At 61.9% G+C, this 23,104-nt stretch carries 18 protein-coding genes and 1 tRNA gene; 6 read left to right on the forward strand and 13 right to left on the reverse strand.

The window, feature by feature from the left end; genetic code table 11:
* Window positions 1-49 precede the first annotated feature (49 nt).
* Window positions 50-802, reverse strand: coding sequence for an SDR family NAD(P)-dependent oxidoreductase (locus NKI95_RS07545; RefSeq protein WP_352715475.1), 753 nt, complete (start codon window positions 800-802; stop codon window positions 50-52).
* Window positions 803-939: 137 nt separating this feature from the next.
* Between NKI95_RS07545 and NKI95_RS07550 the strand changes: the two genes are divergently transcribed.
* Complete coding sequence (locus NKI95_RS07550) at window positions 940-1,863, forward strand: LysR family transcriptional regulator (RefSeq protein WP_352715478.1); 924 nt, start codon at window positions 940-942, stop codon at window positions 1,861-1,863.
* 44 nt (window positions 1,864-1,907) lie between these two features.
* Here the strand turns inward: NKI95_RS07550 and NKI95_RS07555 are convergent.
* Window positions 1,908-1,984: transfer RNA gene (locus tag NKI95_RS07555), tRNA-His, on the reverse strand.
* Between the two features lie 333 nt (window positions 1,985-2,317).
* Window positions 2,318-2,773 carry a phasin gene (locus NKI95_RS07560; protein WP_352715481.1) on the reverse strand — a complete coding sequence of 152 codons (456 nt, stop codon included), beginning with the start codon at window positions 2,771-2,773 and terminating at the stop codon, window positions 2,318-2,320.
* Between the two features lie 250 nt (window positions 2,774-3,023).
* On the opposite strand from NKI95_RS07560, the gene NKI95_RS07565 reads away from it, so the two are divergent.
* Window positions 3,024-6,779 carry a PAS domain S-box protein gene (locus tag NKI95_RS07565; protein ID WP_352715483.1) on the forward strand — a complete coding sequence of 1,252 codons (3,756 nt, stop codon included), beginning with the start codon at window positions 3,024-3,026 and terminating at the stop codon, window positions 6,777-6,779.
* 283 nt (window positions 6,780-7,062) lie between these two features.
* On the opposite strand, the gene NKI95_RS07570 is transcribed toward NKI95_RS07565, so the two are convergent.
* Window positions 7,063-9,021 carry an acetoacetate--CoA ligase gene (locus tag NKI95_RS07570; protein ID WP_352715486.1) on the reverse strand — a complete coding sequence of 653 codons (1,959 nt, stop codon included), beginning with the start codon at window positions 9,019-9,021 and terminating at the stop codon, window positions 7,063-7,065.
* A 182-nt stretch (window positions 9,022-9,203) separates the two neighbouring features.
* Here NKI95_RS07570 and NKI95_RS07575 point away from each other — a divergent pair, with 182 nt between their 5' ends.
* Window positions 9,204-11,054, forward strand: a complete 1,851-nt coding sequence (locus NKI95_RS07575) for an AsmA family protein (protein WP_352715487.1) — start codon at window positions 9,204-9,206, stop codon at window positions 11,052-11,054.
* Window positions 11,055-11,062: 8 nt separating this feature from the next.
* On the opposite strand, the gene NKI95_RS07580 is transcribed toward NKI95_RS07575, so the two are convergent.
* The 7 genes from NKI95_RS07580 to NKI95_RS07610 all read right to left on the reverse strand — a co-directional run bounded on the left by NKI95_RS07580 (window position 11,063) and on the right by NKI95_RS07610 (window position 19,136).
* On the reverse strand, window positions 11,063-11,881 hold the full coding sequence (locus NKI95_RS07580) for an ABC transporter permease (protein ID WP_352715489.1): 819 nt from the start codon (window positions 11,879-11,881) through the stop codon (window positions 11,063-11,065).
* Window positions 11,878-12,846, reverse strand: a complete 969-nt coding sequence (locus NKI95_RS07585; RefSeq protein ID WP_352715491.1) for an ABC transporter permease subunit — start codon at window positions 12,844-12,846, stop codon at window positions 11,878-11,880. Before NKI95_RS07585 ends, NKI95_RS07580 begins: the two co-directional genes overlap by 4 nt.
* A gap of 9 nt (window positions 12,847-12,855) precedes the next feature.
* On the reverse strand, window positions 12,856-13,995 hold the full coding sequence (locus NKI95_RS07590) for an ABC transporter ATP-binding protein (protein WP_352715493.1): 1,140 nt from the start codon (window positions 13,993-13,995) through the stop codon (window positions 12,856-12,858).
* A gap of 77 nt (window positions 13,996-14,072) precedes the next feature.
* Window positions 14,073-15,170, reverse strand: coding sequence for a polyamine ABC transporter substrate-binding protein (locus NKI95_RS07595; protein ID WP_352715494.1), 1,098 nt, complete (start codon window positions 15,168-15,170; stop codon window positions 14,073-14,075).
* A 352-nt stretch (window positions 15,171-15,522) separates the two neighbouring features.
* On the reverse strand, window positions 15,523-16,470 hold the full coding sequence (locus tag NKI95_RS07600) for a DMT family transporter (RefSeq protein WP_352715496.1): 948 nt from the start codon (window positions 16,468-16,470) through the stop codon (window positions 15,523-15,525).
* 160 nt (window positions 16,471-16,630) lie between these two features.
* Entirely contained in the window at window positions 16,631-17,530 is a 900-nt protein-coding gene (locus NKI95_RS07605; RefSeq protein WP_352715499.1) for a DUF2167 domain-containing protein, read from the reverse strand.
* A gap of 154 nt (window positions 17,531-17,684) precedes the next feature.
* Window positions 17,685-19,136, reverse strand: coding sequence for a helix-turn-helix domain-containing protein (locus NKI95_RS07610; RefSeq protein WP_352715501.1), 1,452 nt, complete (start codon window positions 19,134-19,136; stop codon window positions 17,685-17,687).
* 240 nt (window positions 19,137-19,376) lie between these two features.
* Between NKI95_RS07610 and aceA the strand changes: the two genes are divergently transcribed.
* Both aceA and NKI95_RS07620 read left to right on the forward strand, forming a co-directional pair.
* Window positions 19,377-20,666 carry an isocitrate lyase gene (gene aceA, locus NKI95_RS07615; protein ID WP_352715502.1) on the forward strand — a complete coding sequence of 430 codons (1,290 nt, stop codon included), beginning with the start codon at window positions 19,377-19,379 and terminating at the stop codon, window positions 20,664-20,666.
* 61 nt (window positions 20,667-20,727) lie between these two features.
* Window positions 20,728-20,970: an SMc00767 family acetate metabolism repressor gene (locus tag NKI95_RS07620; protein ID WP_023719402.1), complete on the forward strand. Its 243-nt coding sequence runs from the start codon at window positions 20,728-20,730 to the stop codon at window positions 20,968-20,970.
* A gap of 65 nt (window positions 20,971-21,035) precedes the next feature.
* Here the strand turns inward: NKI95_RS07620 and NKI95_RS07625 are convergent, their stop codons facing one another.
* A complete protein-coding gene (locus NKI95_RS07625) occupies window positions 21,036-21,497 on the reverse strand; it encodes a RidA family protein (RefSeq protein WP_352715505.1) in 462 nt (153 codons plus the stop codon).
* Between the two features lie 431 nt (window positions 21,498-21,928).
* On the opposite strand from NKI95_RS07625, the gene NKI95_RS07630 reads away from it, so the two are divergent.
* Window positions 21,929-22,318, forward strand: coding sequence for an ANTAR domain-containing protein (locus NKI95_RS07630; protein WP_352715508.1), 390 nt, complete (start codon window positions 21,929-21,931; stop codon window positions 22,316-22,318).
* 32 nt (window positions 22,319-22,350) lie between these two features.
* Here NKI95_RS07630 and NKI95_RS07635 read toward each other — a convergent pair whose 3' ends face one another.
* Entirely contained in the window at window positions 22,351-23,067 is a 717-nt protein-coding gene (locus tag NKI95_RS07635; RefSeq protein ID WP_352715840.1) for an HAD family hydrolase, read from the reverse strand.
* Window positions 23,068-23,104 lie beyond the last annotated feature (37 nt).

Genomic DNA, 23,104 nt, shown 5'->3' on the forward strand with positions numbered 1-23,104 from the left:
AGGGATGGCGTGCGGGTGAGCTCCCGCGGTGCGTCAGCCTTATTTGGGGTCACTGGGCGGTGTAGCCACCATCGACCAGAAGCAAGGCCCCGGTGATGAAGCTGGATGCCGGCGAAGCAAGAAAGGCGATGGCCTCGGCAACTTCTTGCGGCTGGCCGATCCGGCCGATTGGATGCGCGTTGCCAAAGCTGCGCAGCATCTCCCGGCCATTCTCCACCACACCTTCCATGATGTCGGTTTCGATCACGCCAGGGGCAACGGCGTTGCAGCGAATGCCCATGCGCCCATATTCGATCGCGATCACCTTGGTCAGCTGTGCGACGGCCGCCTTGGAGGAGGCATAGGCCGCCTGCGTCTCGAAGGCCGCGACGGCCGAGATCGACGAGACATTGACGATCGCGCCGCCACCGCTGGCGGCCATCAATTCCACCGCGGCACGGGCGGTGACAAAGCTGCCGCGCGCATTGATCTGCAGAATGCGGTCATAGTCGTCGACCGAGGTCTCGGTCAGACGTTTGTTGAGCGTGCGACCGGCATTGTTCACGACGATGTCCAGTCGTCCGAAGCGCTTCGCGGCGAGTTCGACCGAGCGTCTGGCCAGATCCTCGTCGGCGACATCGCCGACCAAGGTCGCCACATCCTCGGCTTCCAATTCGCGTACGCTGTCGCTGAGATCGCTTGCCACGATCCGGGCGCCCCGCGCCCGCAGCAGTTCCGCCGCGCAGCGGCCGATGCCGCGTGCCGCGCCCGTCACGAGGGCGACTTTTCCATCCAGGTCCCAGGAGGAAGGGGGTGATGTCATGGAATATCTCCTTTGTCGGCCGGCTTCGGCTTGGATCGGGAGGATCAAGCCTTCTTGCCGTTGCGACAGAGATAGAGCCATGGCATTGTCGCGATAACCCGCCCGCTGTTAACCTCCATGGTAAGTATGGCTAACCAATGGACATCGATCTCAATGCAATTGCCGTCTTCGTCGCCGTGGCCGAGGAACGCAATTTTCGCGCTGCGGCAGACCGTCTGGGCGTGACGCGCTCGGCGGTAAGCCAGAGCATCCTCAGGCTTGAACAGCGCCTTGGCATCGCATTGCTGCAGCGCACGACACGCAGCGTTAACCTGACCGAAGCGGGCGAGAGCCTGCTGGCGAGCGTCGCACCGGCGATAGCCGATGTGAACGCGGCAGTCGAAGCCACCACGGAATTTCTGGACAGCCCGCGCGGCCGCCTGCGGATCGCGGTTTCGTCGATCGCAGAGGCCTTTCTGTCGGGACCGTTGCTGGCGTCCTTTGCAGAAAGGTTTCCCGAGGTGCATCTGGATATTGTCGTCACCGACGAGGAATTCGACATCGTTGCCGAAGGCTATGATGCGGGAGTGAGGCTCGGCGAAGTGATCGAGCAGGATATGATTGCAGTGCCGGTATCGGGCGATCAGCGACAGATGGCCGTCTGCGCCCCGCGCTATCTCGAAAAGTTCGGAGCACCCGCCCATCCGCGCGAGCTTGTGGCTCATCGCTGTATCGGCTGGCGGCCGGCGCCGGGAGTTTCGCCCTATCGGTGGGAGTTTGGCGAGGACGGGCGCGAGTTCGACGTGGCGGTTGCGCCCGAGATCACCACCAACGACATGTGGCTGATGATCCGGCTGGCCGTTGCTGGCGCCGGGATCACGTTCGGCATGGCGGACACATTCCGCCCCTGGATCGACCGCGGCGAGCTCGTGCAAATCCTCGACGGCTATTTTCCGCCGTTTGCGGGCTTCTATCTTTATTTTCCCAGCCGACGGAATATCGCGCCGAAGCTGAGAGCCCTCGTGGATCACCTGCGCGGTGCGCGTCAGGCGGGATCGCAGGTGACCGCGCCAGGGTCGTAGAGATCGCTTGGCGCTATTGGTCAGAAACCTGGCTGAAAGCTGAATGGTACCGTTGGCTGGGATCGAACCAGCGACCTCCGGATCCACAATCCGGCGCTCTAACCATCTGAGCTACAACGGCACGCTTGCCCGAGCGAGATCCAGACGGAACGTTCCCGCTCTGTCGTTCGGCGATGCGTCCATACGGGCTATCGGAGTTTAATTCAAGGCTTTTGGCAAAGCAAAAGATCGCTCCGGCATCGCGTCATTTTTCGCCGGACAAAGAAAAGGCCGGCGGGAGGAGGTGCCGGCCTTTTCCTGTTACGAGCCAGCGGGAGGAGGTGCTGGCTGGTTATCCCGGTGAGCAGAGGGAGGAGGTTCCACCCGCCGGGTATTCACTTAGACCACTATATCGCACATCTATTTGTCTGACGAAATGCGACCTTTTGATGCATCATCAAACTGTGTGCAAATATTAGGCGATCTTAATTTCTTTCACGGCCTTCTCGAAGGCGGTCTTGATCGGCTTGGATACGTCCTCGGCCGCCTTGGCAGCAACCGCCTGGAAGTCCTTGGCCTGCTCGACGGTCATTTCGACGCGCTTGCGCAGGAAAGCGGTCTGCAACTCGACGACTTCCGACAGCGACTTGGCGCCGATCAAGGCCTCGAAATGCGAGAAGCCGGCTTCGGCATTGGCGCGCAGGGCGGCGATGGTCTTGAGCGACAGCTCGCTGGAAACGGTTTTGGCGGTCTCGTAGGTCGACTCCAGAGCTTTCTGGGTCTCCTCGGCGCCGGTCTTCAGCTTGGCATAGGCCTCTTTCGACTGCTCGACGCCCTTTTCGGCGAAGGCGCGAATCTGGTCGGTGGCCTTGGAAGCGTCGAAGCTCGGGAATTCAACGTTTTCGATCGTGTCAGTCTTGGTCCTGGACATTTTCCATCCTTTTCAGCGCAGCGGCTTTGACAGAAAGCCGTCTCGTTCATCTATCATGGCAATATAAAGGCAAATTTTGTGCATTGCAACATGTTTGTTGCATCGCACCATAATTATTTGTTCGTGGCGTTAACCACGCGCCTAGAGATTCCGTTGGTTGCACGCTATGACTTGTGGACCTTCGCGCCGTCGGCTTTTATTAACAAAGCGTTAACCGCAAATTGCCCGCTCTGTGAGGGTCGCCAAGCGCATGCCGGCTGAAAACTACTCCTTCCTCGATGTCGCCGTGCTCGACGCCGTCCGCCTGCGCTTCGCCGCAGGCGACGCGATCGCCATTCTGTCGGCAGATCTCGAGCAGGTGATCTGGGCCAACGGTCCCGGCGCAGCGGTATTCGGCTATCCCGACATCGGCGCGATCATCGGCGCCTCGGCAGGATTGCCGCTGATCGCCAGGCGCCAGATCATGGCGACCAGCGGTTTTCCGCAGATCGGCCGCGACCGTGCCATCACCGTCCGGCTGGCGACCGGCCTGACCAGCCGCGCGGTTGGCTTCCTGGCCAGCGCGGTGACCATGCCCGATGGCGAGGAAGCAATCATGCTGGCGCTGCCGGCGGCGCAGACCGGCTCGCGCAGTGCGGCCGAGATCGCCGATCGCGCCATCAGTGGCTTTACCGAAGATGGCCACTACATCGCCTTTGTCGACGCCAAGGGCAATATCGACGCCGCATCGGACGGCTTTTCGGCGCTCGGCATCCGGCCTGAGACGCTGGCCGCACTTGTCGCCGACGTGGCGAACGAGAGCGACCGCATCGTCAAGCGCCTGGTTCCGGGTGGATCCAGCTCCTATCCGGCGGGCCTTGCCCGGCTGACGGACGAGCGGCACCTGCTGGTGGTGATCGACGAGGACCGGCTTGAGGGCGAGGCTCCTGTCGCCGAGCGCGTTGGCGCGGAAAGCAGCAGCGAGGCAGCAGCGGCGCCGAGCGATGGCGATCTTCCCCAGCCAACGGATCAGGACAACGAGCAGCCAATCGCCAGCACCGGCGCGGCGGAGATCAACCTTGCAGCGATGGAAGGCACCTCCGCATCGGCGGAGCACGAACCTGCCGACGCGGCTGACGATCAGCACACGGCTGGCGAAGCGCCAACGCAGCATGACCATTGGTACTTCAATGCCGGCGACGACGCGCAGGTCCCGCCCGGGGCAGCTGCGTCCGGCAAAGTCGAGACCAGCCCGGACGCTTCGCAGGCCGGCGCGGATGCTTCGCCGGAAAGCGCCGCAAAAGCCACCAAAGCCGCCTCCCCGGCCGAACGCCGCGCTTCGGTGATCGATCGCACCGCCGCGCCCATGCGTTTCGTCTGGCGTACCGACGCGGAGGGCCGGTTCAGCGCCCTGTCGCCGGAATTTGCCGAGCTCGTCGGCAAGCCTGCCGCTGACGTGATCGGACGCCGGTTCGAGGATGTTTCGGCCGCCTATGGCCTCGATGCTTCTGGCGAGATTGCCGGCCTGCTCGAACGGCGCGACACTTGGTCCGGCCGCTCCGTGCTGTGGCCGGTCGCCGGCACCGATCTGAAGATACCCGTCGATCTGGCGGCGCTCCCGGTTTACAGCCGCAGCCGCGTTTTCGAAGGTTTTCGCGGTTTCGGCGTGGCAAGGAGCGGCGATGCGGTGGTCGATCCCAATGCCGTCGGCAAGGCCCTTGTCGCCGAGGAGAAGCCTGCCGAGACCATCGAGCCGAAAGCCGTTGAACCTCTCCCCGAGACACCGAAACCCGCCGATCCGTTCAGGGGCGAAGTGCCGGCATTGACCATCGTGCCAAAGCCCGAGCGGCGCTTTGCCGACAAGGTGATCCGGCTGGCCGAGCACCGGCAGCCGGCCAACGACAAGGGCCTGTCGACGCTGGAACGCAGCGCGTTTCGCGAGATTGGCGAGCGTCTCAAGAAGGACAACACCCCGGCCGAAGAACAGCCCAGCGCCGGAAGGCCGAAGCCGGTTGCGACCAAAGTGGAGGCAGCCGGCAAGGCCGACGAGCCAAAGCTGAAAGAAGCCGGCCCGACGGACAAGGGTGAGATGCCGGCACAAGGTCTGGAAAGCGGGGCGGCTGCCGCCGAACCGCCCGAGGCCGATGCCGAGGACCAGAAGGATCTTGCCCGGCTCGACGGCGAGCAGCCCGATGATGCGGTAGCAGAGGCGCAAGCCGGCGAACCCGTCACACTTCCTGTTTCCGGATCGCTGCTCGACTATGCCGACCGCGAACCCAGCGATGAAGCGCAGGAAGGCGTTGAGCCCAACACGAACCGTCGAACGATCGTCGCCGAAACGCCGCAGGATGGCGACGACGACAGCATGACGGCCGAAGATTTCCGTGACGCCGAGGACAGCGAGGATTGGTCCGAGGACAGCGCAGCCGCAGCCGACGTTGCCGGCCAGGTGCCGCCCATCGAGCGGCCGCAGGCACCGCCGCTCAAACTCGACGGCTTCGTGCCGTCGGCGTTTGCCGGAGAGGACAACAAGGGGCCCGATACCTCGATCCTCGGCAAGCTGCCAGTGCCAGTGCTTATCCATTCCGGCGACCAACTGCATTACGCGAACGACGAATTCCTCGGCTTGACCGGCTATGCAACGCTCAATGCCCTGGACGAGGCCGGCGGGCTCGGCGCCCTGTTTGCCGACCCTTATGCGGACGACGGCAGTTCCGACGGCGGCGACCGCGCTCTGCGGCTGAAGACGCGCGACGGTCAGGAGTTTCCGATCGACGCGATTTTACGCTCCGTCCCCTGGGGAAACGGCAAGGCGCTGATGCTGGTCGTACGCCGTTCCGGCGACGACGAAGTAGCAGCCATTCCACATGGCGCCGCCGACGACCAAACGCAGCCGGATGTTTCCGAGCTCAAGGCACGCATTGCCGAAATGCGCACCATCATCGACACCGCCACCGACGGCGTCGTGCTGATCGGCCGTAACGGAACGATCCGTTCAATTAGCGGTCCGGCGGAAGCGCTGTTCGGCTTCGACAGCGACGAGGTGACCGGCAAACCGTTCGTCTCGCTGTTTGCGATCGAAAGCCAGCGCGCGGCGCGTGACTATCTCGAGGGGTTGTCGGAGCCCGGCGTTGCAAGCGTGATGAACGATGGCCGCGAGGTGATCGGACGCGAGGCGCAGGGGCGCTTCATTCCGCTGTTCATGACCATCGGCAGGCTGCCCAACGACAGCGGCTTCTGCGCGGTGGTGCGCGACATCACCCAGTGGAAGCGGGCCGAAGAGGACCTGACCCAGGCGCGCGCGGTCGCCGAACGCGCCTCGTCGCAGAAGACCGATTTTCTGGCCCGCATCAGCCACGAGATCCGCACACCGCTCAACGCCATCATCGGCTTTTCCGAGCTGATGGTCGACGAGAAATTCGGGCCGGTGGCCAATGACCGCTATCGCGACTATCTGCGCGACATCAACCGTTCGGGCAACCACGTGCTCGATCTGGTCAACGACCTGCTCGACATTTCGAAAATCGAGGCCGGCCAGCAGGAGATGGCCTATGAGGCGGTGTCGCTCAACGACACACTGGCCGAAACCGTGGCGATGATGCAGCCGCAAGCCAACCGGGAACGCGTCATCATCCGCTCCAGCTTCGCCTCGCGGCTGCCGGAAGTGGTGGCCGATCTGCGCAGCGTGCGGCAGATCGCGCTCAACATCCTGTCGAACGCCGTCCGCTACACGCAGGCCGGCGGCCAAGTGATCGTGTCGACGGCCTACGAGATCTCCGGCGATGTCGTCATGCGCGTGCGCGATACCGGCATCGGCATGAGCCAGTCCGAGATCGAGCAGGCGCTGAAGCCGTTCAAGCAGATCAATGCACTGAAGCGCGGTCGCGGCGACGGCACCGGTCTCGGGCTGCCGCTGACCAAGGCGATGGTCGAAGCGAACCGTGCCCGGTTCACCATCAACTCGACGCCCGGCGAGGGAACCTTGGTCGAAGTCGCCTTTCCCTCGACCCGCGTGCTCGCCGGTTAGCTATGGTTGCGCAAAGAAAAAAGGCGTCCAACAGGACGCCTTGAGAAATTGGAATTGCTGTCACAACGGGGCTTGAGCGAATCAGATCCTCTCGGGGCTAAGAGGAACGGGATTTCTCCCTCAAGTTACACACGACTATCGATGCCGGGCCTTAACAAATCCTTACCGCCACGCCGGAAAATTTACCAATGTGTACCACTCATGAAATCTAGGTAAATTCCGAAGAGACAATTCGTTAACGATACCGGAGACCTCAAGACGGGCTCCACCTTGGACCCCGGGGTCAGTCGGCAAGCTGCGGCAGGTTGCGGAACAGCTCGAGCGCTTCAGGATTGGCGAGCGCTTCCTTGTTCTTGATGGCGCGGCCATGCACCATGTCGCGTACCGCGAGCTCGGTGATCTTGCCCGATTTGGTTCGCGGAATATCGCTGACGGCGACGATCTTGGCCGGCACGTGGCGCGGGCTCGCCCCGGTGCGGATTTTCGCGCGGATGCGTTTTTCCAGCTCGGCATCGAGCTCGACGCCGGCCGCCAGCCGCACGAACAGCACGACACGAACGTCATTGTCGAAATCCTGGCCGATGCATAGTGCTTCGAGGATTTCCGGCATTTGCTCGACCTGATTGTAGATCTCCGCTGTGCCGATCCTGACACCGCCCGGATTGAGTGTGGCGTCGGAACGGCCATGGATGATCAGGCCACCATGGACAGTCCATTCGGCGAAATCACCGTGGCACCAGACATTGTCGAAACGTTCGAAATAGGCGGCTTTGTATTTCCTGCCGTCAGGGTCGTTCCAGAAGCCGATCGGCATCGCCGGAAACGCCTTGGTGCAGACGAGCTCGCCCTTCTCCTGGCGGAGCGGCCGGCCGTCATCGTCCCAGACATCGACGGCAAGGCCGAGGCCGGGCCCCTGTATCTCGCCGGTCCATACCGGTTCGATCGGCACGCCGAGCACGAAGCAGGAGACGATATCGGTGCCGCCGGAGATCGAGGCGAGATGCACGTCTTTCTTGATGCCCTCATAGACGAAACGGAAATCTTCCGGCGATAGCGGCGAGCCGGTCGAGGAGATGGTGCGCACGCTGGAAAGATCATGCGTGCGGATCGGCTTCAGGCCGGCCTTGCGCACGGAATCGATGAATTTGGCCGAGGTGCCGAAATACGTCATCTTTTCGGCATCGGCGAAGTCGAACAGCGCATTGCCGTCCGGGTAGAAGGGCGAGCCGTCGTAGAGCAGCAAGGTGGCGCCCGATACCAGGCCCGACACCAGCCAGTTCCACATCATCCAGCCGCAGGTGGTGAAGTAGAAGAAGCGGTCGCCGTCGAGCAGGCCGGCATGCAGCCGTTCTTCCTTGACATGCTGGATCAGCGTTCCGCCGGCCGAATGGACAATGCATTTGGGAATGCCGGTCGTGCCCGACGAAAACAGGATGTACAGCGGATGCGAACACGGCAGCCTCTCGTAGCTGACAGGCCTGGCGCCAAAGGGTGACAGCGCCTCTTCCAGCGAAGCCGCCTTGCCGATGGTCGCCGCGACGTCGAGCGAGGTGCCGAGATAGTCGACAATGAGGACTTTGCGGACGGTGGCGAGCTTGCCCGCCACGGCCGCGATCTTGTCGGCGACTTCGATCGCCTTGCCATTGTACCAGTAGCCGTCCGGCGCGATGAATATGACAGGCTCGATCTGGCCGAACCGGTCGAGAACACCCTGCTCACCGAAATCTGGGGAGCAGGACGACCAGACGGCGCCGATCGAGGCGGCAGCCAGCATCGCAGCAACCGTTTCCGGCATGTTGGGCATCATCGCGGCGATGCGGTCGCCCTTCTTCACCTTGAGCGACAGGAAAAGCTGCTGCAGGCGCGAGGTCAGCGCATGCAGCTCGTTCCAGGACAGCCGCCGCTCGACCTTGTCCTCGCCGCGAAAGACGATTGCGTCGCCAAGCCCGGTTTTCTTCAGGAGATTCTCGGCGAAGTTCAGCTTTGCCTCAGGAAAGAAGGTCGCGCCGGGCATCTTGTCGCCATCGACCAGCACGCGTTCGCCCTTGTCGCCGACGATGCCACAAAAGTCCCAGACCAGGCTCCAGAAGGTCTCGCGATCATCAATCGACCAGCGATGCAGGTCGGTATAGGAGGAGAAAGCCTTGCCGGCCATGCTCGCCGCGGCGTTCATGAAGGCGGTCATCGGCGCCGCTTCGATCTGCTCTTGCGTCGGGATCCAGAGCGGTGCGTCGTCAGCCATCATTGTTCCTCCGCAGGCTGCATCGCTTATGCATATCGCGATGCAGCAGGGCAAGATTTTGTTGGACCGCGCCGGTCAGGGTGTGCGCAAATGCCATCGCCGGGCCATAAAGACTTGAAATGCGTCAGCCGTCGGTTACACCCGTCGGGCGATTTTGTCGGAATGGAAGCATACGGGGCGATATGCCATCACCTTTGATCCGACGCGGAATATGGGCGATCGGCGCAGCCGTCATCGTCATCGCGCTGGTTGTCGCAGCCTTGCCGTTGATCGCCTCGACTCGCATCGTACGCGACCGTATCGCGTGGGAAATGAGCGCGTGGAGTGGTTTCCGGGTCACCATCGACGGCGCGCCGCGCATCGAGGTCTGGCCGAATTTCCGGGCGATCCTGAGCGACGTGACGCTGTCGCAATGGACGGAGACGGATGCGCCGCCCGTGGTCGAGGCCGAACGGGTCGAGGTCGACCTCTCGGCCATGGCGGCGCTGCGGGGCGACGTGGTGTTTTCGACAGCGCGGCTGGTGCGACCGACGATCAGGGTCCAGCGTACCGCGAGCGGGTTTTTCCTGCCAGCGATTCCCACCGGCGGGCGCATTACGCGTTCGATCGATGCTGCCCGCGCGGTGATCAACACAAATCCCGCCAAGCCGGATCTCGGCAACCTGCCGACAGATCCGTTCGGCACAGTCGAGTTCAGGGACGGCCGCGTAGTGGCTGCCATCGGCGGCAAGGACCAGGAGATACTGAGCAGCCTGAGCGGCCAGGCGAACTGGGCCGCGATGAACAGCAATGCGACGCTGTCGGCGACCGGGATATGGCGCGGCGAAAGCGTTGCCATCGACGCCGCATCGCCGAACCCGCTTGTGCTGTTTGGTGGCGGCACAGCACCGGTCACGTTTTCCTTCAAGGCGGCACCGGCCAGTTTTTCGTTCGACGGCCGCGCCAGCATGTCGGAAAACGGCTATTTCGACGGCCAGGCAAAATTCGCCGCACCTTCGCTCCGACGCGTGCTCGAATGGTCGCAGGCCGGCATCGCGCCCGGTGCCGCAATCGGCTCGATCTCGGTTTCAAGCAAGATCACGGCGACGGCCGGGCGCATCAAATTCGAAAACACAGCCCTGACCCTCGACAACAATCCCGGAATGGGCGCGCTGGACTTCACCTACGGCGAGGCACTGCCGGTGATCTCCGGCACACTTGCTTTCGATACGCTCGACCTCAGATCGTTTCTCTCCGCCTTTACCCCGGTGCCATCCGCCGGCGGCACCGGTCCGGGCGAAATCGATACGAGCTTCGCCGACCGGATCAATCTCGATCTCAGACTGTCGGCGGCGCATGCCACGGCCGGCGCCATCCAGCTTGCCGACGTCGCCGCCACCGCCCAGGTCAAGAACGGCCTTGCCGTCTTCGACATCTCGGATGCATCCGCCTTTGGCGGCAACGTCCAGAGCAGCGTCCGTTTCGACCGCAAGCCCGCCGGCACCGAAGTCGAGATCCGGCTGCTCGCTTCCGATATCGACGGCGGCGCTTTCGGCACCGCGGCCGGGATGACGCGGCTGGTGCCGATCGGCACTGGAACCGTTTCGGTCATCCTCAAGGGGCCTGGCAGAACCTGGGACTCCATTTTCGAAAACGCCAATGGCTCGCTGTCCGCGACGTTCGGCGCGGGTGCGCTGAGCCGGCTTAACCTGCCGGCGTTCCTCAAGCACACCGAACAGGGCGGATTCTTCGCGCTGGACGACGTCTCGGACGGAACGCTGCCGATCGACGGGGCCGAGCTCAAGGCGAGCATTTCGAACGGCGTGGCGCGCATCGACAAGGCCGAGGTGAATTCCGCGCAATACAAGATCTGGCTTTCCGGCATCGCATCCTATGCCGGACGCGGGCTGGCACTGTCCGGCGGCATCGTCCAGCCGAGCCAGGCTGCCACGCAGACGAACGGCCAGGCGCCCAAGCAGTCGTCGTTCTTCGTCGGCGGCACGTGGAGCACGCCGTTCATCTCGCCGATAAGCCGCGGCGTCTCGGGAGAGTAGCGAGCCCTTCAACCTCGCTGCGCGGCCCGCTCGTCGCGCTGGCGCTGCACCTCGCGCCGTTTGTTTGCGAGCGAAGCGATGATCACGCCAACTGCGACGACCGCGATCAAGATGGTGCAGGCCGCGTTGATTTCCGGCGTCACGCCAAGGCGAACCTGGCTGTAGATCTTCATCGGCAGCGTCGTGGCGCCAGGCCCCGAGGTGAAGCTGGCAATAACCAGATCGTCGAGCGACAGCGTGAAGGCCAGCATCCAGCCGGAGACGATAGCCGGCATGATAACCGGCAGCGTGATCTGGAAGAAGGTCTTCACCGGTGGCGCACCGAGGTCCATCGCGGCCTCTTCCAGCGAACGATCGAAAGTGATCAGGCGCGACTGAACCACTACCGCAACGAAGCACATGGTTAGCGTTGTGTGGGCAAGCGTCACCGTCAGAAAGCCGCGCTCGAGGCCGACGGCGACGAAGAGCAGCAGCAGCGACAGGCCGGTGATGACTTCAGGCATGACCAGCGGCGCAAACACCATGCCGGAAAACAGCAGCCGGCCGCGAAAGCGCGTGTAGCGTGTCAAGGTGAGCGCCGCCAGCGTGCCGAGCACGGTCGCCACGGTTGCCGAGATGACGCCGACCCGGGCCGTCACCCAGGTGGCGTCCATCAGACCCCGGTTGTGGAACAGCGAGACGTACCATTTCGTCGAGAAGCCGCCCCAGACGGTGACCAGCTTCGACTCGTTGAAAGAGAACACGACGAGCAGGACGATCGGCAGGTAAAGAAAGGCAAAGCCGAGCACGATCGAAATGATGTTGAAGCGGCTCCAGGTCGCATTCATTGGTCCTGCTCCTGGGCGCGCGCCTGGGCTCGCTGGAAGAGCATGATCGGCACGATCAGCAGCAGCAGCAAGATCACGGCGACGGCGGACGACACCGGCCAGTCACGGTTGGCGAAGAACTCGTTCCACAGTGTCCTGCCGATCATCAGTGTCTGCGAGCCGCCGAGCAGGTCGGGAATGACGAACTCGCCGACGGCGGGAATGAACACCAGCAGGCAGCCGGCGATGACGCCGGGCAGCGACAGCGGAAAGGTGATCTTCCAGAAGGCGCTGGTCGGCGGGCAGCCGAGATCCTTGGCCGCCTCGATCAGCGTATGGTCCATTTTCTCCAAGGACGAATAGAGCGGCAGCACCATGAACGGCAGATAGGAGTAAACGATGCCGATGAAGATCGCCGTATAGGTGTTGAGGATGATCAGCGGCTGGCTGATGATGCCGGTTGCGAGCAGCAGCTGGTTGAGCAGGCCCTCGGGCTTGAGGATGCCGATCCAGGCATAGACACGGATCAGGAACGAGGTCCAGAACGGCAGGATCACCAGCATCAGCAAGGTCGGGCGGATCGTCGCCGGAGCGCGCGCCATGCCATAGGCTATGGGATAGCCGATCAGCAATGTCAGGACCGTCGAGACGGCGGCGACGATGACGCTCGTCACATAGGCGTTGAAGTAAAGCGCATCCTGCGTCAGCCAGGTATAGTTATCGAAATTGAGCGCGCCGAATTCCGAGATAAACCCGGAAATGCCGCTGCGGAAATCGAGGACTGGCGTGTAGGGCGGCATGGCGATCGCCGTCTGCGACAGCGAAATCTTGAAGACGATGATGAAGGGGACGAGAAAGAAGAACAGCAGCCAGAGATAGGGCACGATGATGACGAGACGGCTAACGAAGGCCGCTCCCAGCCTGACCAAGGCGGATTTGCCGGCAGCGCTTGCCGGAGAGCTTGTTGCGGCAGTGACAGCGGACATGATCAGTTCCTACCGTGTCAGGACGACGCCGGCGTCGGGGCGGAAAGAAACCCAGGCGCGGTCGTTCCAGGTCAACGGGTCCTCGGTGAGGCGTGCCGCATTCATGGTGCTCGCCCGCACCACCTGACCGTCATCCAGCCTGACGTGATAGACGGTCATGTCGCCGAGATAGGCTATGTCGTAGACCTCGCCCTCAATGGCGTTGACGGCGCCGGCCGGTTTCGTGGAGGACACCTTGATCTTCTCCGGCCTGATGGCGAAGGTGACGGATGTTCCGGCGGCGACACTGCCGGCATTTTCGGTCCGGATGGTGATGCCCTTGCCGGCATCGATGCTCGCACTGCCAGCCTCGCCAGCCGCGATCTTGCCGTCGAACATATTCACATTGCCGACGAAGCCGGCGACGAAGCGGGAACCCGGCGCTTCGTAGACCTCGGCCGGCGTCGCCACCTGCATCACCTCGCCCTTGTCGATGATGGCGATGCGGTCAGCCATCGTCATCGCCTCTTCCTGATCGTGGGTGACGACGACGAAGGTGAGGCCGAGGTTCTGCTGCAAATCCATCAGCTCGAACTGGGTTTCCTCGCGCAGCTTCTTGTCCAGCGCGCCAAGCGGCTCGTCGAGCAGCAGGACTTTCGGCCGCTTTGCCACCGAGCGGGCGAGCGCGACGCGCTGTCGCTGGCCGCCCGATAATTGGTGCGGCTTGCGCTTGGCGAACTGCTCGAGCTTGACCAGCTTCAGCATTTCGGCGACGCGTTTTTCGATGTCGGCCTTGGCCATGCCTTCCTGCTTGAGGCCGAATGCGATGTTGTTCTCGACCGTCATGTGCGGAAACAAGGCGTAGGACTGGAACATCATGTTGACCGGCCGCCGGTAGGGCGGAATGCCGCGCAGATCCTGGCCGTCGAGCAGGATACGGCCGGCGGTCGGCTCCTCGAAGCCGGCAAGCATCCTGAGCAGCGTCGACTTCCCGCAGCCTGAGGCCCCGAGCAGAGCAAAGAATTCGCGTTCGAAGATGGTCAGCGACAGATTGTTGACCGCAGTGAAGTCACCGAACTTCTTGGTGACTTTGTCGAACTGGATGTATGGCTTGGCATTCGGATCGTTCCATGGCGCGAAATCCCTGCGGATGCTGCCAAGCGATTTCATGTCCCACTCCGTCCTGCTGCTTGCCCCGTTGAGCAGACACCCCGGCAGCCGGCTGCCGAGGTATCTGATCAGACTATCTATTGACCGGTGACGATCTTGGTCCAGGTGCGGGTGATGATGCGCTGGGTCTTGGGATCGTACGGCGAGACGGTGTAGAGCTTCTGCAAGGTGGCAGCGTCCGGATAGATCGCCGGATCTTCCAGGATCGCCTTGTCGATGAACTGCTGCGAAGCCTTGTTGCCGTTGGCGTACAGAACGGCATTTGATGATTTGGCGATCACTTCCGGCTTCATCATGTAGTTGAGGAATTCGTGTGCCTCGGCGACGTGCGGTGCATCGGCCGGTATCGCCATCTGATCAAACCATATCTGCGCCCCTTCCTTCGGCACGGAGTAGCCGATTTCGACACCCTGCTTGGCTTCATCGGCGCGGTCGCGCGCCTGGAAGATGTCGCCCGAGAAGCCGACCGCCAGGCAGATGTCGCCGTTGGCCAGGGCGTTGATGTATTCGGAAGAGTGGAACTTGCGGATATAGGGCCGGACCTTGAGCAGAGCCTCCTCGGCCTTGGCAATATCGTCGGCAGACGTGCTGTTCGGGTCAAGACCGAGATATTTCAATGCAGCCGGTATCATGTCCGCCGGCGAGTCCAGCACATAGACGCCGCAGTCCTTCAATTTGGCCAGGCTTTCTGGATTGAAGAACACGTCCCAGCTGTCGATCTTGTCGGAGCCAAGTGCCGCCTGCACTTTCTTGATGTTGTAGCCAATTCCGACCGTTCCCCACATATAGTTGACCGAATATTCGTTACCGGGGTCGTATTCATTGGTCCGCTCCGAAATAACATCCCACAAGTTGGAAATATTCGGCAGTTTCGATTTGTCGAGCTTCTGGAACACACCCGCCTGGATCTGGCGCGCAAGGAAATTGCCGCTGGGCACGACGACATCGTAGCCGCTGCCGCCGGCGAGCAGTTTCGTTTCCAGTATCTCGTTGGAATCGAAAGTGTCGTAGACGACCTTGATGCCGGTTTCCTTGGTGAAGTCGTCGATGATCGAACTGTCGATATAGTCCGACCAGTTGAAGACGTTGACGACACGATCCTCGGCATGCGCGCCCAAGCTAAAAGCTGCCAGAAACGCCGAAGTCGCCGAAAGCCAGAGCGCTTTGCGGATCATGCTATTCTCCTTTGATGAGTGTTCCGTCGCCAGCACGTCGCGGCGTCCGCGCGGCTGGGCATTTGCTTCAGGGTATTGGGCTTGCAGGCAGGCGACAAGCGGGAATTGCCGGCGCCATTATGACCCGGCGGCGAGCCGACAGCAAAGACTTGGCGTGGCGTTGGTGGTGTTCCTGCGCCGTCAGAAGCTTTCGCTACGGCGCGGGCAGGGAGACGACGATGTTGTCCGGCCTCGATGCGGCCGGCATGGAGACTTGGCAAGATACGCCTGTCTTGTTGTTGCCGTGATCGCAGCCTGCCCGCGCGGCTGCGACGTTGTCAATGGTTCATCTCGCTTTGACCCGCGCACTGCATCAATTAGGCGAAGGCACACCGGTGACGCCCGCTCGCGCGGGCCGCGTCTGACGCTTGAACTCGAGCCCGATGTGGACGAGCAGCGCGGTGACGACGACCGCACCGCCGACGATGGTGCGCGCCGACGGCACCTCGGAATGGATGAGCCAGACCCAGATCGGGCCAAGGATCGGTTCGAACGTGCCGAGCAGCGCCGCGACAGCGGCCGGAACAAGTCGAGCTCCGGTGGCGAAGAAGGCGAGACCGAGCCCCAGATTGATCACGCCGAAGGCAAAGAGGAAGCCCATATCGTGGCTGGAAACGCCGAGCGCCGACGCCTGGGAGGCCGCAAAGGCGGCCGCCAGCATCGTGCCGAGGCAGGTCGCCGGGGTCATGCGCACATGGGCAAAGCGGCGCGTGATGACGGTGGCGATCGAGAACATGACGGCGATGAGCAGCGCCAGCCCGTCGCCGATCGGCGACACCGCGCCATCGAGCGATTCCGACACCATGATAGCGACGCCGGCAATGACGGCAGCAATTGCCAGCCAGGTCGCCATGGCCACCCGTTCGCGAAACAGCGCCCAGGCAAACAGCGCCGCCAGAAGCGGCACGCCGGCCTGCATCAGGAGGATGTTGGCGACGGTGGTATAAGCAAGCGCCACGACGAAAGAGGTCGAGGCCGTGGCGAAGCAGAACGCCACCGCAAGGCCGGCCAGGCCCATGCCACGAAACAGCTTTAGCGTGCCACGCCAGCCGTCGCGCCAGACCATGAAGCAGAGCAGGAAGGCGGCAGCCCAGACCGAGCGCCAGAACACCACCGTCCAGCTGTCTCCGGCATCGATGAAACGGGCAATGGTACCGCCGAGGCTCCACATCAGCGCCGACAGGAACACCAGCAGGAAACCGATACGCTCCTCATTTCGCGGAGGCGAAACGGCGATCTGCGGTGATGATATGTCGGTCATGACTACGACTGTCGGCGATTTCGGGGCAGCACGATGCACACGACAGAAACGTGCCTTAATCGCGTAACGCAAAGACGGAGATCGGGCGTGATCCAGCGCGGTGTTCCGTTTGGGGCACCCAGCTATCAGCAGGCCTGAGAGTTGAGCCGATGAAATCGATCTAGGAGGTTGTTCTGTTGCCGCGGATGAAGCGCCAGAGACCTGCCAAGGGAATCAGCAGGAAAATGCCGAATTTTTTCAGCGCGATGAGCGCTACCACCAGAAATCCTGCCTTTGCCGCCAGTTTGCCGGCAATGAGGCCACCGATGCCAATCGCCGCAACCGTATCGACGCCTGGTCTGAAGTCCAAATATGTTTTGCCGGGCTTGAAGACAGCAAGATCAAGCACTTCATCGAGACTCTGCTTGATTTCCGGCAACTGGTCCACAGTTGCGATGTAGCTCATCACGAAAACGCCCTCCCTGCCGAGAAAGCGAACGTCGTAGTTAAGCGTGTGGACTGCATCGTTTCCGAACTGCAGTTCCTTGGCCCAGTGCAGACGCTTGTTGACTGCGTCGTACACGGGCGGTGATGCCCAGCCGATCAGAGTGATGGGCGAATAGCCGTCCTTTACCCTTTGATCGTTGCCCGACAAGGTATCCGCCCGCATGTTGCGCAGCAGTTCATTGTAGTCGATGGATCCCGCCTCGCTGTCGTCGACGTAACCTATCTTCTCCCATCTCAGCTCTATTCCCCAATTGTTCTCGGCAATGGGGTCATTGCTGACTGGAAAGATCATGCCGAGCGATTCGGAAGCGGCGTCGGGTGGATTGCCCCAGGCTTCCGTCAGGACGGAGGCAGTATCTTTCTTGTTCAGAAAATAGAATTTGTCCTTGAGGTCCAGGTGCACGCCTTCGGCTAGGTCTATCGCGCCAGTCTTCGGATCGATCTTGTCCAGGAATGCTTTGCCGGCGTCATTATACTGTTGATAGGATTTGAAGAAGTCCGCGGACTTTTCCGCAAATGCGGGGCAGATCGAAAAGGCAAGCACCAAGCCAAGCCAAAAAAACGTCCTGCCCATCCCTGATCCCCCGATCGTCGCCCAATTCGTCTTTTGATATCTCACGGCCGATGCTGAATCAATACTTCGACGATCAATGTCCCAAGGGACAGCTTGTTATTTTCCTGCCGTGAAACCGCGTATGATCTTCTCTGGCCAGCAAGCTGCCACGGCCTCACTGGAAATCGAAAGCCGACAGTCCCGTCACCATCTCGTCGAGGCCGAGCGGACGTGTCACGGGTGGCTCGGCGCGGGCGAGGCAGCCGATGCGTTCGCACAGCCGGCAGGCAGGGCCGACCGGCGTCGCCGACGCAGCGGCGCTCTGTCCGGTCTTGCCGATGGCGGCCGGCCCCGGCAATGCCGCTCCATAGACGACCTCGTCGCGAAAGCCGATGTCGCAGCTGAGCAGCAGCGCCGTGCGCCGCGGTCGCTCGGCAAACGAGCCCTGCGGCCCCTCGAGCGTGCGGGCCATGCAGAGAAACGCTGCGCCGTCGGGCATTTCCACTGCCTCGACCAGGATCTGGCCGGGCTGGGCGAAGGCGGCATGGACCGGCAGCTTCGGACAGCCGCCGCCGAAGCGGCTTTGCGGAAAGCCGTGGCTGCCCGCCTTGCGGAACCGATTGCCGGCACTGTCGACCTCGAGCATGAAGAACGGCACGCCCGACGCACCCGGCCGCTGCAGCGTGGTCAGCCGGTTCGCCGCCTGCTCGAAGGAGACGCCGAAGCGCGACCGCAACATGTCGATGTCATAACGGGCACGGACCGCGGCGGCGTGAAAAGGCTGATAGGGCATCATCAGAGCGTGCGCGGCATAGCGGCCGAGCTCGAAACGTGCCAGCCGGCGGGCTTCGTCCGTGGCCAGCTTCAGCGCCTGGATCTCGGCAGCGACAACGACGCTCATGCGGATCAGGCAGGCCTCCATAGCCACCTCGCGCAGCTGATCGAATGGCGACAGGCGCTCGGACAGGAACAGGCGCTGCGAGTGACGGTCATAGCGACGGCGCCAGTTGGGCATGATGGCGACCGGCAGTACCTTGACGACGATGCCGAATTCACGCCGCAGCCAGGCCTTCAACGCACTGAACAGATCATCGCCGGGATCGAGCACCGACGTAAATGACTCGGCTTCCTCTTCGAGCGCGGCAAAATGGTTCGGCCGGCGTTCGAAAATCTCATGCACCTCGTCGATCGGCAGCCGGGCGCCGGAGAGTGCGGTGGCTTTGCCCTCGCGCGCGAGCAGCTCGTTGAGATCCGATAATCGCTCGGCCTGCTCGCGATAGGCGCGAAACAGCTTTATCACAGCGGCGGAAGCGTTGGGCGCCGCCTCGGCAAGTTCGATGAGTTCCTGGTCGCCCGGCAGTTCGCCGGCCAGCAACGGATCTGAAAACACTTCCTTCAAATCGGCGACCGAACCCCTCGCCTCGCCCTGCAATTCATGTGGGTCGACCTTGTAGACGGACGCCAGTCTCAAGATCAGTTGCACCGTCAGCGGCCGCTGGTTGCGCTCGATGAGATTGAGATAGGACGGCGAGATGCCGAGCCCTTCGGCCATCGCCGTCTGGGTCAGGCCCTTGGCGTTGCGGATGCGACGAATGCGCGGCCCGGCAAAGATTTTGTGGTCGGCCAATCGACTGTCCTTGACAAGAATTTACATCCGCTGATCGCATAGCGGCGTTTACAATCATGACAAATTTACAGCTCTCATCAGTCAAACACAACACAGGTTTTCTCTTATTTCATCGGCAATTTCGGAGTTTGTCTCGCTTGCCTAGTGCCGACATGTAAATGATGTCACACATACGGCAGGCACATATTTCTCCTGTACGGCGTTTCCGAAACCGGCATTAAAGCCAGCCTGGAGTGACCAATGACCGATTTTTACAACCTTGTCCCGTCGGCGCCGCAAGGTCGCTTCGATGGCATCGAACGGCCGTATTCGCCAGAGGACGTGAAACGGCTGCGCGGCTCGGTGCAGATTCGGCAGAGCCTCGCCGAAATGGGCGCAAACCGGCTGTGGCAGCTCATCCATGAAGAGGATTTCGTCAACGCGCTGGGTGCCATGTCGGGCAACCAGGCAATGCAGCAGGTGCGGGCCGGGCTGAAGGCGATCTATCTGTCAGGATGGCAGGTCGCCGCCGATGCCAACACCGCTTCCGCCATGTACCCGGACCAATCGCTCTATCCCGCCAATGCGGCGCCCGAACTGGTCAAGCGCATCAACCGCACCCTGCAGCGGGCCGACCAGATCGAGACTTCGGAAGGCAAGGGGCTGTCGGTCGACACCTGGTTCGCGCCGATCGTCGCCGATGCCGAAGCCGGCTTCGGCGGGCCGCTCAACGCTTTCGAGATCATGAAGGCGTTCATCGAGGCGGGTGCGGCCGGCGTCCATTACGAGGACCAGCTGGCCTCGGAGAAGAAATGCGGCCATCTCGGCGGCAAAGTGCTGATCCCGACCGCCGCACACATCCGCAACCTCAACGCGGCGCGCCTTGCCGCCGACGTCATGGGCACGCCGACGCTGGTCGTGGCGCGCACCGACGCGGAAGCGGCAAAGCTCCTGACCTCCGACATCGACGAACGCGACCGGCCCTTCGTCGATTATGGCGCCGGCCGCACGGCAGAGGGCTTCTACCATGTCAGCAACGGCATCGAGCCCTGCATCGCCCGCGCCGTCGCCTATGCGCCCTATGCGGACCTGATCTGGTGCGAGACCTCCAAGCCCGATCTGGGGCAGGCCAGGACGTTTGCCGAGGGCGTGCGCAAGCATCATCCAGGCAAGCTGCTTGCCTATAATTGCTCGCCGTCTTTCAACTGGAAGAAGAATCTCGATGACGCAACGATTGCGAAGTTCCAGAAGGAACTCGGCGCCATGGGTTACAAGTTCCAGTTCATTACGCTGGCCGGTTTCCACCAGCTCAATTTCGGCATGTTCGAGCTCGCCCGCGGCTACAAGGAGCGGCAGATGGCAGCCTATTCGGAACTGCAGGAGGCGGAATTCGCCGCGGAAGCCAATGGCTACACCGCCACCAAGCACCAGCGCGAGGTCGGCACCGGCTATTTCGACGCCGTCTCGATGGCGATCACCGGTGGCCAGTCTTCGACCACGGCCATGCATGGATCGACCGAGCACGCCCAGTTCAGGCCGGCGGCGGAATAACGGGGTAGCAGACAAACAGAGGGAACGCCCAAACGGGCATGGCAACACAAGGAGAAGACCAATGGCATCGATAAGCCGCGTCAAGGAACGGGCCGAAGAGCAGGCCACCAGCATGAATGTCGACCAGCAGGCGACCATCCGAATGCTGGCGAACGATCTGCACAGGCTTAATCAGTCGGTGATGAAGGCGGTCGAGGCCGGCGTCTCGGTCGAGCTGGTGCGCTCGGCACGGCACCATGGCGGTGATGGCAACTGGGGCGATCTGCTGATCCCGGTCATCGTCACACAGCGGAGCCACGACTGATGAATTCTACGGCACCGCGCCTTTTTTAAACGCATGCTATCGCACCTCGCAGGCTGCGGCTCTGTCTAGTCCGGCAGAGCTGCTAGTGCAATGATTTCAATGACAAGATCAGACTGCGCAAGCGCTGCAACTCCAATAACTTCCGAGGGCGGCGGGTTGTTGTAGCTGCAGTGCTTCGGGCAGTGCACGGCAAAGAAGTCGTCCAAGACGTCCAGGCGAAAATTGGGCGAGCTCAGCACGCCGCCATCGGGAAATGGCCCCTTAACAAAGAAGGTCAGCCGGATGAGATGCTCGAGCGCACTGCCAAGCTCCTCCAGATCTGATTTGATGTTGGTGAGAATTGCGCGCCACTGTGCCGCTGCATCGCCAATGGCGCCGCCGCCGCTTTTGCCGATCGGATCGTAGTCCTCGGCCGTCGCGGTGTTTCCGGAAAGGTAGACAAACCCCTTTGCGCCGGTAACGACCGTACCCTTTCCCCATGGCATCAACCGGCCGTTTTTAAATTTCTTGTGAGTCACGAGTTCCATTGTCATCTCCCGTCGCTCAAAGAGACGTGCTTAGCCAACGAGGAAGGATAGTCCAGCGAGGCGATACGACAAGCTCGCGACAGACTTGCCTCGCCTTCATCCAACCTGCGTCAATCTGGCTACGGCTGCGAGTTGATGCGTTCGCACTGCACAGCCAAACTTCGCTGAAGCCTGCCCAGTTGTAATGGCGACTTCTCCTTTCGAGCGGCGGCAAAGAAAAGCACTTAATTTTAATTTTAATGTTTCTCGCGATATTCTCCTGATATGCCATTTGAGCTTGACATGAGCAATGATCTCACGCCAATTACCTCTCGAGTTACAACCCTGCATTGAAACATTGAACAACGGCCTGCCCCGCCATGTGCCCAGCGAATCGCGATATCGAGACTGCAAAACAGCTGGCTTTCGTTAGCCGGGACGTGGAGACGCGGATGCTCCCGGATTTCTCGCGGGTGCTGGTGGTCGGAAAATCACCGATCAACCGGGTCGTGGTTTCAAAGATCGTGGAGCGGTCCGGCCTCAAACCGATCTCGGAAACTCCCGAAACCGCGGCAAAGGCCTTGCACGCGCTGATTCCCGGGACTGTCGTTCTCGACGGCGGAGCGGAGAACGGGGACTGCGACGCCTTGTTGTCGGGCATTGATGCACTGCGAAGGGCGTCAGGCAAATCGCTTCCGTCGGTGATCCTGCTTTCAATCAAGACCGGCACTCCAGAGAGCCTGGGCCTGTCCAGCGTCATCGATGCAGTGGTCGTCAAGCCGATCACCACCGAGCGGCTGCAGCCGGTGATCGACCGGCTGATCGGAATTGGGCGCAACTGACCCCTACCGCGATGCGTCGACTCCAGACTTGATCAATCAATCTCGCCGATACGCTCGATCAAGCCGGGCAGTTCACCGAGATTGGCTATCTGGCGAAAGCGTGGTGCCGAGACCGGCGGCTCGACATGTTCCAGCACCCAGGTCAGCTCATGCGGAACGTGGATGCCCCAACTGCCGGCTTCGATGGCCGGCACGACGTCCGATTTGAGCGAGTTGCCGACCATCATGCCCTTTTCCGGGCCGTCGCCGTGCCGGCTGAAGATGCGGGTATAGGTGGCCGCGCTCTTGTCGCTGACGATTTCGACCGCATCAAACAGCTCGCCCAGGCCGGATTGCGCGAGCTTGCGTTCCTGGTCGAACAGGTCGCCCTTGGTGATCAGCACCAGGCGGTAGGCGCCGGCCAGCTTTTCCACGGTTTCGCGCGCATGCGGAAGCGGCTCGATCGGATGGCTGAGCATCTCGCGGCCCGCCGCGAGAATTTCGGCGATAGTCGAGGCCGGCACCTGACCGTTGGTGACCTCGATCGCCGTCTCGATCATCGACAGCGTGAACCCCTTGATGCCGAAGCCGTAGACCGCGAGGTTGCGCTTCTCGGCCTCCAGCAATCTTGCTGAAATCCGGTCCTCCTCGGCGTGATCGGCGAGCAGTGCGGCAAAGCGCCTCTCGGTCACGCGGAAGAACTGTTCGTTCTGCCACAGCGTGTCATCGGCGTCGAAGCCGATCGTCGTCAGTTTGCGGCTGTGTTGCATGCGGCCCATTAATTGCAGCGTTGCGGGAGGCCGACCC

The organism is Mesorhizobium sp. M0306 (assembly GCF_040321655.1).
Classification (GTDB): domain Bacteria; phylum Pseudomonadota; class Alphaproteobacteria; order Rhizobiales; family Rhizobiaceae; genus Mesorhizobium.